This window comes from Novosphingobium acidiphilum DSM 19966 (assembly GCF_000429005.1).
Taxonomy (GTDB): Bacteria; Pseudomonadota; Alphaproteobacteria; order Sphingomonadales; family Sphingomonadaceae; genus Novosphingobium; species Novosphingobium acidiphilum.
On record NZ_AUBA01000012.1, the window covers coordinates 58,653 to 75,130 of the forward strand.

The 16,478-nt window shown below is 66.3% G+C and carries 11 protein-coding genes; 7 read left to right on the forward strand and 4 right to left on the reverse strand.

Annotated elements, in window-relative coordinates:
* The first annotated feature begins 4 nt into the window (after positions 1-4).
* Both G404_RS0111715 and G404_RS0111720 read left to right on the forward strand, forming a co-directional pair.
* A complete protein-coding gene (locus G404_RS0111715; protein ID WP_028641249.1) occupies positions 5-1,408 on the forward strand; it encodes a D-arabinono-1,4-lactone oxidase in 1,404 nt (467 codons plus the stop codon).
* Positions 1,401-2,663, forward strand: coding sequence for an alanine racemase (locus G404_RS0111720; RefSeq protein WP_051280607.1), 1,263 nt, complete (start codon positions 1,401-1,403; stop codon positions 2,661-2,663). The genes G404_RS0111715 and G404_RS0111720 overlap by 8 nt, the downstream gene beginning before the upstream one ends.
* Here the strand turns inward: G404_RS0111720 and G404_RS0111725 are convergent.
* From G404_RS0111725 to G404_RS18910, 3 genes are read right to left on the reverse strand one after another with little or no spacing between them, the layout of a single operon-like run.
* A complete protein-coding gene (locus G404_RS0111725; protein ID WP_051280609.1) occupies positions 2,647-4,107 on the reverse strand; it encodes an efflux transporter outer membrane subunit in 1,461 nt (486 codons plus the stop codon). The genes G404_RS0111720 and G404_RS0111725 overlap by 17 nt on opposite strands.
* Positions 4,104-7,274, reverse strand: coding sequence for an efflux RND transporter permease subunit (locus G404_RS0111730; protein ID WP_028641252.1), 3,171 nt, complete (start codon positions 7,272-7,274; stop codon positions 4,104-4,106). The genes G404_RS0111725 and G404_RS0111730 overlap by 4 nt, the downstream gene beginning before the upstream one ends.
* A 12-nt stretch (positions 7,275-7,286) precedes the next feature.
* The gene (locus G404_RS18910; protein ID WP_051280611.1) at positions 7,287-8,474 is read right to left on the reverse strand and encodes an efflux RND transporter periplasmic adaptor subunit; all 1,188 of its coding nucleotides are present in this window, start codon (positions 8,472-8,474) and stop codon (positions 7,287-7,289) included.
* A 266-nt stretch (positions 8,475-8,740) separates the two neighbouring features.
* Here G404_RS18910 and G404_RS0111740 point away from each other — a divergent pair, with 266 nt between their 5' ends.
* From G404_RS0111740 to G404_RS0111760, 5 genes are all read left to right on the forward strand, one after another.
* Positions 8,741-9,517: an ABC transporter substrate-binding protein gene (locus tag G404_RS0111740; RefSeq protein WP_028641253.1), complete on the forward strand. Its 777-nt coding sequence runs from the start codon at positions 8,741-8,743 to the stop codon at positions 9,515-9,517.
* The gene (locus tag G404_RS0111745; protein WP_028641254.1) at positions 9,514-10,167 is read left to right on the forward strand and encodes an amino acid ABC transporter permease; all 654 of its coding nucleotides are present in this window, start codon (positions 9,514-9,516) and stop codon (positions 10,165-10,167) included. The genes G404_RS0111740 and G404_RS0111745 overlap by 4 nt, the downstream gene beginning before the upstream one ends.
* On the forward strand, positions 10,164-10,892 hold the full coding sequence (locus G404_RS0111750) for an amino acid ABC transporter ATP-binding protein (protein WP_028641255.1): 729 nt from the start codon (positions 10,164-10,166) through the stop codon (positions 10,890-10,892). Before G404_RS0111745 ends, G404_RS0111750 begins: the two co-directional genes overlap by 4 nt.
* A gap of 2 nt (positions 10,893-10,894) precedes the next feature.
* The gene (locus G404_RS0111755) at positions 10,895-12,277 is read left to right on the forward strand and encodes an NAD(P)/FAD-dependent oxidoreductase (protein WP_028641256.1); all 1,383 of its coding nucleotides are present in this window, start codon (positions 10,895-10,897) and stop codon (positions 12,275-12,277) included.
* Between the two features lie 137 nt (positions 12,278-12,414).
* A complete protein-coding gene (locus tag G404_RS0111760) occupies positions 12,415-12,816 on the forward strand; it encodes a hypothetical protein (RefSeq protein WP_028641257.1) in 402 nt (133 codons plus the stop codon).
* Between the two features lie 24 nt (positions 12,817-12,840).
* On the opposite strand, the gene putA is transcribed toward G404_RS0111760, so the two are convergent.
* Positions 12,841-16,407, reverse strand: a complete 3,567-nt coding sequence (gene putA / locus G404_RS0111765) for a bifunctional proline dehydrogenase/L-glutamate gamma-semialdehyde dehydrogenase PutA (RefSeq protein ID WP_036521226.1) — start codon at positions 16,405-16,407, stop codon at positions 12,841-12,843.
* Between the last annotated feature and the right edge of the window lie 71 nt (positions 16,408-16,478).

The following is a 16,478-nucleotide window of genomic DNA, read 5'->3' on the forward strand; positions in this document are numbered from 1 at the left end:
TCCGATGGGTACGACGCGCAGGACACTGCTGGCGGGTGGGGGTGTGGTTGCAGCAGGCGTCGCGGGCCTGGCCGGACGCCGCCTGTGGCTCGATCGCGAGCCTGCAGCGCTGCCCGCCGTGAACGCGTCCGGGCACCTGTTGTGGCAGAACTGGGCAGGCACCCAGCATGCCTATCCCGCCACCCGCGCTGCGCCGGCCAGCGCGGACGAGGCCGCGCATCTGCTCAAGACCGCGCAGGGCCCGGTGCGCATGGTGGGTGCCGGGCACAGCTTTACCGGGCTGGTGTCGACCGATGCCACGCTGGTCAGCCTTGACCGCATGACCGGGGTGCTGGGCCACGATCCCGTTACCCTGCAGGCCAGCGTCGGCGCAGGCACCCGTCTGTATGAACTGGGCCCGGCACTGGCCGCGATCGGCCAGGACATGCCCAACCTGCCCGATATCAACAAGCAGTCGCTGGCGGGCGGCACGCAGACCGGCACGCATGGTACGGGCCTGGGGTTCAAGGCGCTGCACGGCGGGATTGTCGCGTTTGACCTGGCCACGCCGCGCGGCGAGGTGCTGGAATGCAGCGCGACCAGCAACCCCGAGGTGTTCAACGCCGCGCGCGTCGGCCTGGGCGCATTCGGCCTTGTGACCCGCATGACCATGCAGAACCATGCGCTGACCCGCGTGAAAAAGGTTACCTCGCTGCGCCCGCGTGCCGACCTGATCGATGGCTGGGACGATCTGCTGCGCCACCATCGCAATGTCGAATTCTACGTGATTCCGTTCAGCCACTGGGGCCAGTTGATCACCCATGATGCCACGACCGAGCCGGTGCGCCCGCGCGGGCCCGAAACCGACACCGATGGCACAATGAAGCTGAAACAGGCGCGCGATGTGCTGGAATTTGCCACCCCGTTGCGGTTCTGGACCGCAGACAACCTGATTTCCGGCATGCCCGACCAGATCGCGATCGATCACGGGTGGAAACTGCTGTCGAACGAGCGCCCGGTGCGGTTTCGCGAGATCGAATACCACCTGCCGCGCGAAACCCAGATCCCCGCCCTGCGCGAGGTGATCGACGCCATCGAACGCCATCGCAGCGACGTGTTTTTTCCGATCGAGGTGCGCAGCATCGCCGCCGACGATGCCTGGCTGTCGACATTCCACGGGCGCGAAAGCGGCTCGATCGCGGTGCACGCCTATTACAAGGACGATTACACGTTCTTCTACACCCTGATCGAACCGATCCTGCGCCGCCACGGCGGACGCCCCCATTGGGGCAAGCTAAACAGTCTGAAATACGATGATTTCGCCGCACTTTACCCGCGTTGGAAGGATGCCATGGCCGTGCGAGACGACCTCGATCCCGAGGGCAAGCTGATCAATCCCTATTTGTTGCGGGTGCTGCGTCGTGGTTAGGCTGTCGCGCCGGACGGCGCTGGTCGGCGGCGTGCTCGCGGTGGGCGCGGGGACGTTCGGCGCGTTGCGCAGCAGCGATCACGGCGGCGATCACGATGCCTATTTCAAAGCTTTGCAGAATGCTCTGGCCACCGCCGGGCTGGCGCAACCGACGCTGGTGGTCGACGGCGCGCGGCTCGATGCCAATATCGCCGCGCTGAAAGCAGCGGTGGACAAGGCGCATCTGCCGTTGCGCGTGGTGGTCAAATCGCTGCCCTGTCCCACCTTGCTCGATCGCGTGGCCCGGGGCCTGGGTACGCACCGGTTCATGGTGTTCAACGCCGCCATGCTTGGCGCGATGCTGGCCCTGCATCCCGATGGCGATTACCTGGTGGGCAAACCGCTGCCCGCCCCGCTGGTGGCCGAGCTGTTTGGACAACACGGCCCGGCGGCGCTGGCCGGGGTGCAATGGCTGGTCGACACCCCCGAACGCATCGCCGCCTATGCCGAGATTGCCCGCGCGCAGGGCGCGCGCATGACGCTCAGTTTCGAAATCGACGTCGGGCTGCACCGCGGCGGGTTTGCCGATCCGGCCGCGCTGAGCGCCGGACTGAAGGCCGCGCAGGAGGCGGGATGTTTCACCATTGCCGGGCTGATGGGCTATGACGCGCATGTCGCCAAACTGGGCAATGGCGATGCGGCCTGGGCCGACGCGCAAGCCCGCTATGCCGCCGCAATCCACGCGCTGGCCGGCGTGGTGCCGGGCGATCCGCGCGGCCTGACGCTGAATTCCGCCGGCAGCTATACGGTGATGCGCCACACCCGCGGCACCGTCGCCAACGAAGTTTCGGTCGGATCGGCCTTTGTCAAACCCGCCGATTTTGACATAGCCGAAAATGCGTCGCTGCAGCCCGCCGCATTCATCGCCACCCCGGTGATCAAGGCGGGGCACCAGCTTGAGCTGCCCGCGCACGAATATCTCGATGAACCGCTGGCGCTGTTCGATCCCAACACGGCGCAGGCGGTCTATGTGTTCGGCGGCCACTGGATGGCCGACCCGGTATCGCCGCCAGGGCTGCAATACAGCACCCTGGTCGGCCGTTCGAGCAACCAGGAACTGATGACCGGTTCGTGGCGCGTGCACCTGAAGCCCGACGACACGGTGTTTCTGCGCCCGCACCAGAGCGAGGCCGTGCTGCTGCAGTTCGGCGACCTGGCGCTTTACGAACGCGGCCGGATTGCCGGGCGCTGGCCCGTGTTCACCGCTTCGGCGTGACCTCGGTCCAGCCGCCGCCAAGCGCCTGAAACAGCGCGGCCGTGTCGGTCAGCCGGGCCACTTGCGCCTGCACCAGCGCCTGTTCGGCCTGGCGCAGCGCGGTTTCGGCGGTCAACACGCCGGAAAACGGGATCTGGCCCTGTTCGAACTGGCGCCGCGCCACCGCCTGGCTCGCTGCGGCGGCATCGCGCGCATGCACCGCGGTGGTCAGCGCCTCGGCATCGGTGCGCAGCGCAGCCAGCGTATCGGCCACGTTCTGAAACGCGCCCAGCACCGTCGAACGATACTGCGCATCGGCCTGTTCATAGGCCGCACGCGCGCCGCGTTCGCGATGGAGCAGCGCGCCGCCGGCAAAGATCGGCTGGGTCAGCCCCGCGCCCAGCGACCAGAATGCATTGCTGGCTGAAAGCAGGCTGGACCAGCCCGGTGCACTGCCGCCCGCGCTGGCCGACAGCGTGACTTGCGGCAGGCGGTTGGCAATCGCGATGCCCACGCCGGCGCTGGCCACGTGCAGATTGGCCTCTGCCGCGCGGATATCGGGGCGCTGGCGCACCAGTTCCGAAGGCAGCGACAGCGGCAGGTCGGCGGGCAGGGTGATGGCGTTCAGATCGATCGTATCGGGCAGCGCATTGGCCGCGCTGCGCCCGGTCAGATAGGCGATCAGATCGCGCGCCTGCGCAGCGGCGCGGCGCAAAGGCGGCAATGCCGCCTCGGCCTGCGCCAATGCGGCTTCTTGCGCCAGAACATCGGCGCCCGCCGCCTGACCCACATCCTGCTGGTGTTTCAGGATGCCCAGGGTTTCGCGCTGGATCGCGATCATGCGGTCCTGCGCGGCCAGCTGTGCGCGCAGCGATGCCTCCTGAAAGGCGGCGGCGGCGACATTGTTGATCAGCGAAATGCGCGCCGCCTCGGTCTGGAACGCCTGCACGTCGTATTGCGCGCGCGCCTGCTCGACCGTGCGCCGGTTCAGCCCGAACACATCGAGCGAATATCCAACGTTCACTTGGGCGGTTTGCAGGCTGTACGTGAACTGCGACGCGTTGAGCACGGGCGACAGGTATTGCGAGCTGCGCGCCCGCGTGGTGCCAAGCCCGGCATCGACATTGGGCACCAGAATGCCGCGCGTCGCCTGCCAGTTTTCGTGCGCCACTTTCAATGCCGCACGCGCCGCCGCCAGATCGGTGTTGGCCTTCAATGCCTCGTCGATCAGCGTATCGAGCGCGGCCGAGCCATAGGCATGCCACCACCCGTCGTGCGGCGCGCCCTCGACCCAGTGCTGGGTGCCCCCGGCAATGCCCGCAGGCGCAGGCATGGCCACCTTGTCATCGTGGTCATAGGCCGTCTGCGCCGGGGCCGCCGGGGCGTGAAAATTCGGCCCCACCGCGCAACCGCCCAGCAACAGCGCGATACCGGTGGCGGCGAGCGTGCGGATACGGGGCGTCATGCCACGCCCTCCTCGGTCTGAGCAAGCGGATGGTCAGGCCCCTTGCGAGTCGAAAACATGTCGATCATCGCGGGCAACACGATCAGGATCAGGATCGGGGCCAGCAGGATGCCCCCGACCACCACCAGCGCCAGCGGCTTTTGCACCTGGCTGCCGATGCCGGTTGCCACCGCTGCGGGCAGCAGCCCGACGCACGCCGCGATGCAGGTCATCATCACCGGGCGGAACTGGGTGCGCGCGGCATGCAGGATCGCGTCTTCGCGCGGCATGCCGGCGGCGATCATCTGGTTGAAATAGGACAGCACCAGAATGCCCCCCATCACCGATATTCCGAACAGCCCGATAAACCCGATCGCGGCCGACACCGAGAACGGCGTGCCGGTGAAATACAGCGCAAAAATGCCGCCCACCAGCGCCATCGGCATCACGCTGGCCGCCAGCAGGGTGTCGCGCAGCGACCCGAAATTGGCAAACAGCAGCACGCCGATGGCCAGGAACGCAATTGGCACCACGATTTCCAGCCGTTCGAGCGCGTTTTGCAATTCACCGAATTCGCCGACCCATTCCAGCCGCGCGCCGGGCGGCAGATGCACCTGCCTGTCGATCTTGGCCTGCGCCTCGAGGATCGCACTGCCAAGATCGCGGCCGCGCACTGCAAACCCGACCGGAATGTAACGCGTCTGGCTTTCACGATAGATGAACGAATATCCCGACACGAGCTTGATCTCGGCCAGCTCGCTCAACGGCACTTGCGCCACGCCGCCTGCGGCATTGGGCACCGCCACCGGAATCGTGCGGATCGCATCAAGGCTTTTGCGGTATTCGGGTGCCAGACGCACGACGATCGGGAAATTGCGATCAGACCCGTATTCGTACAGGTTGCTGCCCACCGCCTGCCCGCCGATCGCGGCCTGAACCACCGCATTGACATCGCCGGGCGCCAGCCCGAAGCGCGCGGCTTTCAACCGGTCGACTTTGATATTGACCGTGGGCTGCCCCACCGCGTCGAACACCGACAGGTCGGTAATGCCCTTGACGCCGGCCATGATCGATTTGATCTGATACGCCGCCTTCTGGATTGCATCGAGGTCGTTGCCGTAGATCTTGACCGAGTTCTGCCCCTTCACGCCCGACGCAGCCTCTTCGACGTTGTCTTCGATGTTCTGCGAAAATTCGAAGGCGACCCCGGGGAATGGGGCAGACAGATCATCGCTGACCTGCTTGGTCAATTGTTCCTTGGTCAGGTGGCCCGGCCATTCGCCTGCGGGTTTCAGCGGCACATAGAATTCGGCGTTGTAGAACCCGGTGGTGTCGGTGCCATCGTCCGGCCGGCCCAGCTGGCTGACCACGGTTTTCGCCTCGGGATATTTCATCAGGATGTGGCGCATGCGGTTGGTGTACCCTTGCGCCTCTTCCAGACTGATCGACGGCGGCAGCGTCGCGCGGATCCAGAAATTGCCTTCTTCCAGCTTGGGCAGAAATTCCAGGCCCAGGCTGGACACGGCAATGCCCGCGGCCAGCAACAGCGCCGCCATGCCGCCCAGCGCGACAATGCGGTTGGTTACGGCAAACCGCAGCGCCGGATCGTAAACGACCCGGATCTTGCGCACCAGCCAGGTTTCCTTTTCCTCTTCCTTGTCGCGCAGCAACATGGCGGCCAGGACCGGCGTGACCGTGAACGTCGCCAGCAGCCCGCCCATGATCCCATAGGCATACGTGCGCGCCATCGGGCCAAAAATATGGCCTTCGACCCCGGTCAGCGTGAACAGCGGCAGGAACCCGGCGATGATGATCGCGGCGGCGAAAAAGATCGCGCGGTTCACTTCGCTGGCGGACAGGGCGATCGTGCCCAGTTTGCCGCTGAACGGCAGAATTCCCCCCATCCGGTCAAGCACGCCACGGCCAAATCGCTGGCGGGGATCCTGGCTGAGATGGCGGAAGATGTTTTCCACCATGATCACCGTGGCATCGACAATCAGCCCGAAATCGATCGCGCCGATCGACAGCAGATTGGCGGATTCGCCGCGTGCGACCATGATCATGACCGCAAACGCCAGGGCAAAGGGGATGGTCATCGCCACGATCACCGCCGATCGCCAGCTGCCCAGAAAGATCCACTGCACCGCAAAGATCAGCAGGATCCCGCTCGCCATGTTTTCCAGCACGGTATCGATCGTCACGCCGATCAGTTCGGTGCGGTCGTAGATCTTTTCCAGGTGCACGCCGGGTGGCAGGATGTTGTCGTGGTTGATACGATCGACTTCGGCCTCGACGCGTTGCAGCGTCGGCAGGCTTTCCTCGCCGCGCCGCATCAGGATGATGCCCTGGACGATGTCGTCGTCGTTGTCCTTGCCGACGATGCCCAGGCGCGGCAGGTTGCCCACTTGCACCGTGGCGATATCGCGCACCAGCACCGGTTTGCCATTGTTGGGCGCGATCATCGTGTTGCGGATGTCGTCCATCGTATGGATCAGCCCGACCCCGCGCACCACGGCGGCCTGCGGACCGATGTTGATGGTCTGACCGCCGACATTGATATTGGCGTTGTTGATCGCGTTCAAAACCTGCGGCAGCGACAGGCCGTATGATACCAGCTTGTGCTGATCGACCGTTACTTCATAGGTCTTGGACTTGCCCGCCCAGCCGTTGACGTCGATCACGCCTGGCACCGCCTTGAAACGGCGCTGCAGGATCCAGTCCTGGATGGTCTTGAGGTCGGTAACCGAATACCCCTTGGGGCCGACGATCTGATAGCGATAGATTTCGCCGATCGGGCTGGTCGGCGAAATCACCGGCTGTGCGCCGGCGGGCAGCCCGGACAGCTGCGACAGCTGGTTCAGAACCTTTTGCTGCGCCTCTTCATAGGAATAGTCATACGTGAACTGCACGCGCACGTCGGACAGGCCGAACAGCGAGATCGTTTCGACTTTCTTGACGTTCTTGATCCCGGCCAGCTGAATTTCGATCGGGATGGTGATCGTGCGTTCGATTTCCTGCGCCGACAGGCCAGAGCTTTGGGTGATGATCTCCACCCGTGGCGGCACCGGATCGGGATAGGCTTCGATGTTCAGCGTCTTGTAGGCAAAATAGCCCGCGACCAGAAACACGGCCAGAAACGCAAGGATCATCATGCGCCGTCGCAGCGCGAAATTGACAATGGGGTTCATGTTCGCAGCCCCTCAGTCGGCCTTGGCGCCACGGTCGATGAACAGGCTGCCCTCGGTCACCACGGTTTCGCCCGCGCGCAAGCCGCCGGTTACTTCAACGGTGCCATTGGCGACCTGTCCGGTGGTGATCGGGCGCAGCGCCAGGCGATGCCGTTTGACATCGGCAACCCACACCCGCGCGGTCTGCGCCTCGAATATCACCGCATTTTCGGGCACGGTCAGCGACGGGTGTTCGCGCCCGGTCAGCAGCGTAAAGCTGGCAAAGGTTTCGGGTTTGAGGTGCCCATTGGGGTTGGGCAATTCGGCGCGCACGGTCAGACGGCGCGTATTGGGGTCGATCATCGGCGCAACATAGGTGATGCGCGCCTGCAGCACGTCGGTGCTGCCCAGCGGGCGCACCTGGGCCATCATTCCGACACGGGCGCGGCCGGCGTCTTCTTCGCGCAAATTGCCGACCAGCCAGACTTTGTCGAAGCCGGAGATGGTGAACGCCTGCGTTGCGCCCCCGCCTGCGGCGCTGGCCACATTCTGCCCGGGCCCGATCAGGCGCTGGGTCACGACGCCCGCAACGGGCGCACGCACCACGCCTTCGCCATGATCGACCGAACCGCCCAGCGCCCGGCGCCGTCCTTGCGCAGCAGACAGATTGGCTTCGGCCGCGGCCAGGTCGGCCTGCGCCTGCTGCCAATCCTTCAACGCCGCGCCCTTGTGGTCATACAGATCGTGCTGGCGCGCCTCGGTCGTGCGCGCAACCTTCACTTGCGCGGCCGCGGTCGCGACATCGGCATCGCTTTGCGCCGCCTCATTTGCTGCAACCGCAAACAAGACTTGTCCGGCACGCACAGGGGCGCCCGCTTTGACCTCGATCCGGGTCACGCGCCCGGTAAAGGGCGAATAGACCGGGGTGGTCAGATCGTCGTCGACCGCGATCTTGCCGTCGCTCGATGCATTTTCGCCGATCATCGCCTGTTGTGCCGGCGCAAAGCGCAGCGTCTGCCATTGCCGGTCGGTTGCCTCGAACGTGCCGTCGTCATGCACCGCTTCGGGCGGCGGTGGTGGCGCCCACAGGCCAAGCAGCTTTGGCAAAAACCAGAACAGCGCCACGGCAATCACCACCAGGATGGCTGCAATCCACCATTGCCTGTTCGGCCGCAATGCCGGCACCGGCACGTTCTGACCCTCGGTTGGGGTATGACTCATTTGTAGACGCCCCACACAGTTGGCAAACCAGACCTGCGCGATGGTTTGCCTGCCTCGAGCATGCAAGGGGTTTTTGCAATGCAGCGCATTAAGGAAACGTAATGCCGCTGCATTGCGAAACCCGTGTGACGCGAATGCGAACGCCGCAAGCGGCCGCTTGCGCAGCGCTTTACGGGGGGTTGCATCACCCGCCGGCACAGGCATAGTCCACGGCCTGGCCGCCAACCCGTTTCGCGGATGGGGCCTGCATTCGGGGGATATCGTCTTTGGCTGCCGTCTCGGTCGCAACCACGCTGACCCGCCGGCATGCGCTGGCCGGGCTTGGCGGGGCGCTGGTGGCGGGCTGCAGCGGCACCGGCCGCACGCCGCGCACCGTGGTGGTGGGGGCATCGCCGACCGGTGTGCCGTTCAGCTATGTCGATCCGGCCACCAACCAGTTGACCGGCGCAATGGTCGACATCGCCGCGATGCTGGCAAAGCGGCTGGGGCTGGTGGCGCAATTCCGCATCGTGCCGTTTGCCGCTTTGGTGCCCAGTTTGACCACGGGGCGGATCGATCTGATCGCCGCGGCCATGCTGCGCACCCCCGATCGTGAACGTCTGGTCGGGTTTTCCGAGCCGGTGTTCGCCTATGCCGGTGCGCTGGCCTTGCGCGGCGACGCAGCCGGACATTACCCCGATCTGGCCAGCCTGCGCGCGCTTCGCGTGGGCGCGCAGATCGGCACCCGGTTTGTCGATCAGTTGCACCAGGCCGGCGTGGTGCAAGTGGTGACTTACCAGGGGCTGGGCGACATGTTGCGCGATCTGGCGCATGGCCGGATCGATGCGGCTTATGGCGATGCGCCGATCCTGCAAACCATCCTGCGCACCGGCCCGCGCTGGCATTTGCGTATGCCGGGCGAATTCCGGGGGCCCGCCAAAGAGCCGCTGTGCCTGATCGGACGCAAGGGCGCAGGCCTGCTGCGCCGGATCGATGCGCAGTTGCACGGCCCGGCACGCGCCGATATCGGCCCGATCCTGACGCGCTGGGGACTGGATGCATGATCGATTTTCTGAACGATGCGCATGCGTTCCTGCCCATGCTGCTGCGCGGATTGCTGGTCACGCTGGAACTGACAGTTTGCGCGCTGTCGCTCAGCCTGGCGCTGGGCGTGGTGTGGGTGGTGATGGGCCGTGCCGGCTTTGCTCCGTGGCGCTGGATCAGCCGCAGCGTGATCACCGTGGTGCGCGGCATTCCGATCATCGTGCAGCTGTTCTTCATTTATTTCGTGCTGCCCGACTGGGGGCTGGACCTGCCCCCGTTCGTGGCGGGCGTGATGGGGCTGGGGCTGGCCTATTCGGTTTACCAGGCGGAAAATATCCGCGGCGGGATCGGTGCGGTGGACAAGGGCCTGGTCGAGGCGGGCGAGGCGCTGGGGATGAACCGCGTGACGCTGTGGCGCCGCGTGATCCTGCCGCTGGGGCTGCGCCACGCGCTGCCGTCGATCGGCAACACCATGGTCATGCTGCTGAAGGACACCTCGATCGCGTCGACCATCACCATCGCCGAACTGACGCGCGAAGGGCAGTTGCTGGCGATTTCGACGTTCAAGAACGGATCGGTCTATGCGCTGATCGCGCTGCTCTATCTCGCCGCCAGCCTGCCGCTGGGGGCGCTGGTCAAAACGCTTGAGCGCAAGGGGCGGCTGGCATGATTGTGCTTGATGGCGTGACCAAGCGGTTTGGCGACCGCACCGTGCTGAAAGGCGTGGACCTGGCGGTGGCGCGGGGCGAAGTGCTGTGCCTGATCGGCGGGTCGGGATCGGGCAAATCGACCATTCTGCGCTGCATCAACGGGCTGGAACGCCACGACGCCGGCACCATCACCGTGGGCGGCATCCGCGTCGATGACCAGGGCCTGCCCGCGATCCGTCGCCGCGTGGCGATGGTGTTCCAGCGGTTCAATCTGTTTCCCCACCGCACCGTGCTCGACAACGTGATCGAATCGCCGGTTCATGTGCATCGCGAACCGGTCGAGCAGGCGCGCGCGCGCGCGATCGAGCTGCTGGCGCGGGTCGACATGGCCGACCACGCGCACAGCCTGCCTTCGGCGCTGTCGGGCGGGCAGCAGCAACGCGTCGGCATTGCCCGCGCCTTGGCGCTGCGGCCCGAGGCGATCCTGTTCGACGAGCCGACCTCGGCGCTCGATCCCGAACGCGTCGGCGAAGTCCTGCGCGTGATGCGCGAACTGGCGCAGGACGGCATGACGATGCTGATCGTAACGCACGAGATCGACTTTGCGCGCGAAGTGGCCGATCGCGTCGCCTTTGTCGATCAGGGGGTGATTGCCGAAACCGGCGCGGCGGCCGACGTGCTGACCGCGCCGCAACAGGCACGCACCGCGCAGTTTCTGGCGCGCGTGCTCCACAGGAACGGATGACCATGACAGACTATGGCGCGATCTACTGGCTGGACGACTGCGGCGATGAACTGGCGCGGCGGCCGGCGCTGGCGGCCGATGAAACGGTCGATGTCGCCATTCTGGGCGGCGGCTTTTCGGGGCTGTGGACCGCCTATTTCCTGCTGCGCGCCAATCCCGGGCTGCAGGTTGCGGTGATCGAACGGCACTTTTGCGGCTATGGCGCGTCGGGGCGCAACGGCGGCTGGTGTTCGCCGCGATATCCGATGCTGATCGACGAACTGGAAAAGCATTTCGGAGCCGAAGCCGCGCGCGCCACGATCCGTGCGCAGCAGGCCATCATCGACGACATCGGCCAGATCATCATCGAAGAAGGCATCGACGCGCATTTCACCCCCGGCGGCATGCTGTCGGTCGCGCGCACGCAGCGGCAGCTGGCCGCGCTGAAGGCAACTTATGCCGGGTACGCCCGGCTGGGTCTGGCCGACGACACCCGTCTGCTGTCGGCCGAGGAATCCGGCGCGCTGATCAAAGTGTCGCGCGTGCTGGGCGGCATGAAGACCACGTCCGGCGCCTCGATCCACCCGGCGCGGCTGGTGCGCGGCCTGGCGCGCGCGGTCGAACGGCGGGGCGGGCGGATTTATGAAGGCTGCGAAGTCACCAAAGTGCGGCCCGGCCAGCCCGCCATGCTCGAAACCACCGGCGGTGTGATCACCGCCCGGCGCGGGGTGGTGCTGGCCGGCGAAGCCTATCTGTCGGGCATTCCGGCCTATCACCGCCAATTGCTGCCGATGTCGTCGATGATCGTTGCCACCGCACCGCTTGATGCCGCAACCTGGGATGCCATCGGTTGGCAGGGGCATGAAAGCCTGAGCTCTGGCGCCTATACCAAGGATTACCAGACCCGCACCCGCGATGGCCGCATCCTGTTCGGCAGCCGGGGTGCGCCCTATCTGTTTGGGTCGGCGATGCCCGAATCGGCGCTGGCCGATGCCGCACTCTATGGCCCGATCATCGAAAACCTGCGCGCCTGGTTCCCGGTCCTGAACGATGTGCCGATCACCCACGCCTGGGGCGGCTATCTCGGTGTGCCGCGCGACGGCATGCCATCGGTCCATTTCGACCCGGCCCGCGGCATCGGCAATGCGTTTGGCTATACCGGGCGCGGCGTCGCCACCACGGCCTTGGCCGGACGGGCGCTGGCCGGGCTGATCGCGGGCATACCCGAATACGTCCCGGACCTGCCGATGCTTCACGCCCCTGGCCCGCAATGGGAAGCCGAGCCGCTGCGCTGGATCGGCGTCCGCTACATCCAGAACGCCTTTGCCCGCATCGACGCCGCCGATTTCCGCGACGGCAGCGTGCCGGTTGACGCGAAACTGGCGAAGACACTGGCGCCGATTTGAGGACAATGCACGGACAAGCGGGATGCCGGATCACGTCCGGCACGACGCAATGGGGTGATGTCGCGCCGATGGAACCGGGATTGGCCATGGTGATGGATGCAACTTTGACCACTTCGTTGCAGGCTGTTGGCGCCGTCATGGCAACAGCCCATGATCCCTGGTGGGTCATCGCCAGCGCGGCGGTTGCCTTGCATGGGGCCGATGCCGGGCCGGTGTCCGACATTGACGTGTTGCTAAGCGCGGGTGACGCCGGGCGCATCCTGCCGACCATCGGTGTCACCGCGTTACCGGGGGATAGGCATCCGGATTTCCGCTCGGACGTTTTCGGCAGATGGCACGGCCCAGCGCTGTCGGTCGAATTCATGGCCGACTTTCACTATCGCTCCGCCGCCGGATGGGTCCGGGTTCAACCGGCCACGCGACAGTGCATCGAAATTGCCGGGGTTGCGCTGTTTGTCCCGGCCCGGGCCGAATTGCGCCGCCTGCTTGTCGCGTTTGGCCGGCCCAAGGATCTGGAACGTGCGCGCGCGTTGGGGTGACGGGCCGGCTTCGCTTGCGGCAGTTCAGGCCAGCGCCATCAGGCTGGCATTGCCCCCCGCCGCCGTGGTGTTGATCGAAACCGACGTTTCGCGCAGCAGCATCGCCGGGGCATAGCCGCCATCGGCGCAGGGCATTTCGGCGGTCACGATCGGGCCCGGCAGTGCCGCCAGATGGCCCAGCGCGGCGCGCACACTGGGCTGCGTTCCTGCCACCAGAGCACGCGCGAAGGGTCCGGCGCGGCGCCAGTCACGCGGGGTTTCGATGCGCGCCTGCACAGCTTCGGGCAGGCGCGCGATCAGGTCGGCGACGGGCGCTCCATCGGCCAGCACCACCCGGTTGCCAGCCGCCAGCGCCCAGGCCACCTGTTCGATCAGCGCGTCGCGCGTTTCGGCCATCGCCAGCACGGTTCCCGCCGGCTGCAGGCAATAGCGGTTGCGTTCGCCGACCGGCCCGGGAAGGTCGATGTCGTACCCCAGCGGCACGCGTGGAATGGCGCACTGCGCCAGCACGCACCACTGCGCGGCCGCGGGATCGAACGTGCCACCGGTCAGCGGCAGCTGCGCCACCGGCTGGACCAGGCGCGTCAGGTACAGCGCGCCGCCCGCCTTGGGCCCGGTGCCCGACAGGCCGTGGCCCCCAAACGGCTGTACGCCCACGACCGCGCCGATGGTGTTGCGGTTGACATAGATGTTCCCGGCGTGGATCGATCCGGTCACTTCGGCCATCGTCGCATCGAGCCGGGTGTGCAGGCCGAATGTCAGTCCATAGCCCAGCGCGTTGATCGCATCGATCAGCCGGGCGCGATCGCTGCGAGCATAGCGCACCACGTGCAACACCGGGCCGAACACTTCGGATCCAAGGTCCGACAGCGCGGACAGCTCGATCAGCGCAGGCGCCACGAAATGGCCCTGCGTCGTGGCCGGCGGCAGCGCCACGCGATGCACCGCGCAACCCTTTGCGGCCATCGCTGCAATGTGGTTTTCGATTGCCAGCCGTGCCTGCGCCGTGATCACCGGCCCCACATCGTGCGCCAGCACATCGGTCGGGCCCAGGCCCAGTTCGGCCATCGCCCCTTTCAGCATGGTCAGCACGGTGTCGGCGATGTCGTCCTGCAGGCACAGCACGCGCAGCGCCGAACAGCGCTGTCCCGCGCTGTCAAAGGCAGAGGCCAGGCAATCGGCAACAACCTGTTCGGGCAGGGCCGAACTATCGACCAGCATCGCATTCTGCCCGCCGGTTTCGGCGATCAGCGGGATCGGGCGCCCCTCCGGCGACAGCCGCAGCGACAGCGTCTGCTGGATCAGCCGGCCGACTTCGGTCGATCCGGTGAACATCACGCCCGCCACCTGCGGCGCGCCGACCAGCGCCGCGCCGATGCTGCCGTCACCCGGCACCAGTTGCAGCACGTCCACAGGTATGCCGGCTGCGTGCAGCAGTTGCACCGCCTGCGCGGCGATCAGCGGGGTTTCCTCTGCCGGTTTGGCCAGGACCGTGTTGCCCGCCACCAGCGCCGCGGCGATCTGCCCGACAAAGATCGCCAGCGGGAAGTTCCACGGCGATATGCACAGCACCGCGCCCAGCGGTGATCCGGCGGGCGCGCCATCGGCGTAATACCGCAGGAAGTCGACCGCTTCACGTACTTCGCTGACCGCATTGGCCACCGATTTGCCCGCCTCGCGCACGAGCAACGCGATCAGCGGGGCCATGCCCGCCTCCATGGCGTCGGCCGCGCGGTGCAGCATCGCGGCGCGACTGCCGACAGGCACCGCAGACCACGCCGCAGTGGCCGATGCCGCGATCATGGCGGCGGCGCATGCCCCATCGCGGCTGGCTTCGATCACGTGTCCGACCACATCGTCAAACCGCGCCGGGTTGCGCACCGTGTGCATCGTGTCGCGCGCCATGTCGCCGGTCGGTGCCGCTTTGAAGGTCTGCTGCCCCGCCTGCGCAAACACCGCACCAAGATCGGTCAGCACCTGTTCGCTGGCCAGATCCAGCCCCGCGCTGTTGCGGCGCTGGCCCAGGATGGCAGACGGCAGCGCGATCATCGCATGCGGCTGGCCCAGATCGGGATCGTCGAGCGGATCGGCGATAACGTCGGCCACGGGCACATCGGGGTTGGCAATGCGGTTGACGAACGAGGAATTGGCCCCGTTTTCAAGCAGACGCCGCACCAGATAGGCCAGCAGCGTTTCATGCCCGCCCACCGGCGCATAGACTCGGCAGGGCCGGTTGAGCCGATCGGGTCCGACAACCAGCCCGTAAAGCGGTTCGCCCATGCCGTGCAGGCACTGGAATTCGTAATCGCCCGACGCAAAATCGTCGCCGGCCATCGCCATGATCGACGCCAGCGTCAGCGCGTTGTGCGTGGCAAATTGCGGGAACACCACGTCGCGCGCGGCCAGCAACCGGCGGGCGCAGGCCAGATAGGCGATGTCGGTGTGCCCTTTGCGCGTATAGACCGGAAAATCGCTCAGCCCGTCAACTTGCGCGCGCTTGATCTCGGCATCCCAATAGGCGCCTTTGACCAGCCGCACCATGATCCGGCGATCGCTCCGTCGGGCCAGATCGATCACCCAGTCGATCACCATCGGACAGCGCTTGCCATAGGCCTGCACGACAAAGCCCAGCCCGTTCCACCCCGCCAGATCGGGATCGGTGGCCAGGCTTTCCAGCAGATCGAGGCTCAGTTCCAGCCGGTCGGATTCTTCCGCGTCGATATTCAGCCCGATATCGGCAGCACGCGCCATCAGGCACAGGTCCTTCACGCGCGGCAGCAATTCGGCGATCACGCGGGCCTGTTGCGCGCGGGCATAACGCGGATGCAGCGCCGACAGCTTGATCGAAATGCCCGGCCCCGCATAAATCCCGCGCCCAGCCGACGCCGCACCGATCGCGGTGATCGCGGTGCGATAATCCGCCATATAGCGCGCGGCATCGGCGGCGGTCATCGCCGCTTCGCCCAGCATGTCATAGCTATAGGCAAAGCCCTGGGCCTCCATCGCCTGCGCGCGGCCCAGCGCCTCGTCGATGGTGCGCCCGGTGACGAACTGTTCGCCCATCAGCCGCATCGCCAGATCGACGCCGGCGCGGATGATCGGTTCGCCCGCGCGCGCAATCAGCCGGGTCAGGCTGGCGCCCAGCCCGTGTTCATCGATGCTGCCGACCAGTTTGCCCGTCACCACCAGCCCCCAGGTCGCCGCATTGACAAACACCGGGCGCGCGCGGCCCAGATGGGCCCACCAGTCACCACCGGCGATCTTGTCGCGGATCAGCGCATCGCGCGTCGCCGCATCGGGGATGCGCAGCAGGGCTTCGGCCAGGCACATCAGCGCAACGCCTTCGTGCGTGGACAGTGCATATTCCTGCACCAGCTGTTCCACCCCGCCGGCGGGCGGCGCGGCGCGCAGTTCGGTAACCAGCCGGGTGGCCAGCGTGGTGGCGGCGGCGTGCGCCGCACCAGGCAGGCGTGCCTCGTCGATCAGTGCGGCAATGCAGTCCGCTTCGGCACGGCGGGTGGCGGCGGTGATCGCGGCGCGCAGCGGTGTGGCCGGACGCAAGGCGGGGGCAAAGGCGGTGAAAGGCTGCATGATGGCAGATTATCACAGGTCTTTTTGGCAATCCGCCTTCAATAACCCGCACACCTGTTCAATTCGTACAA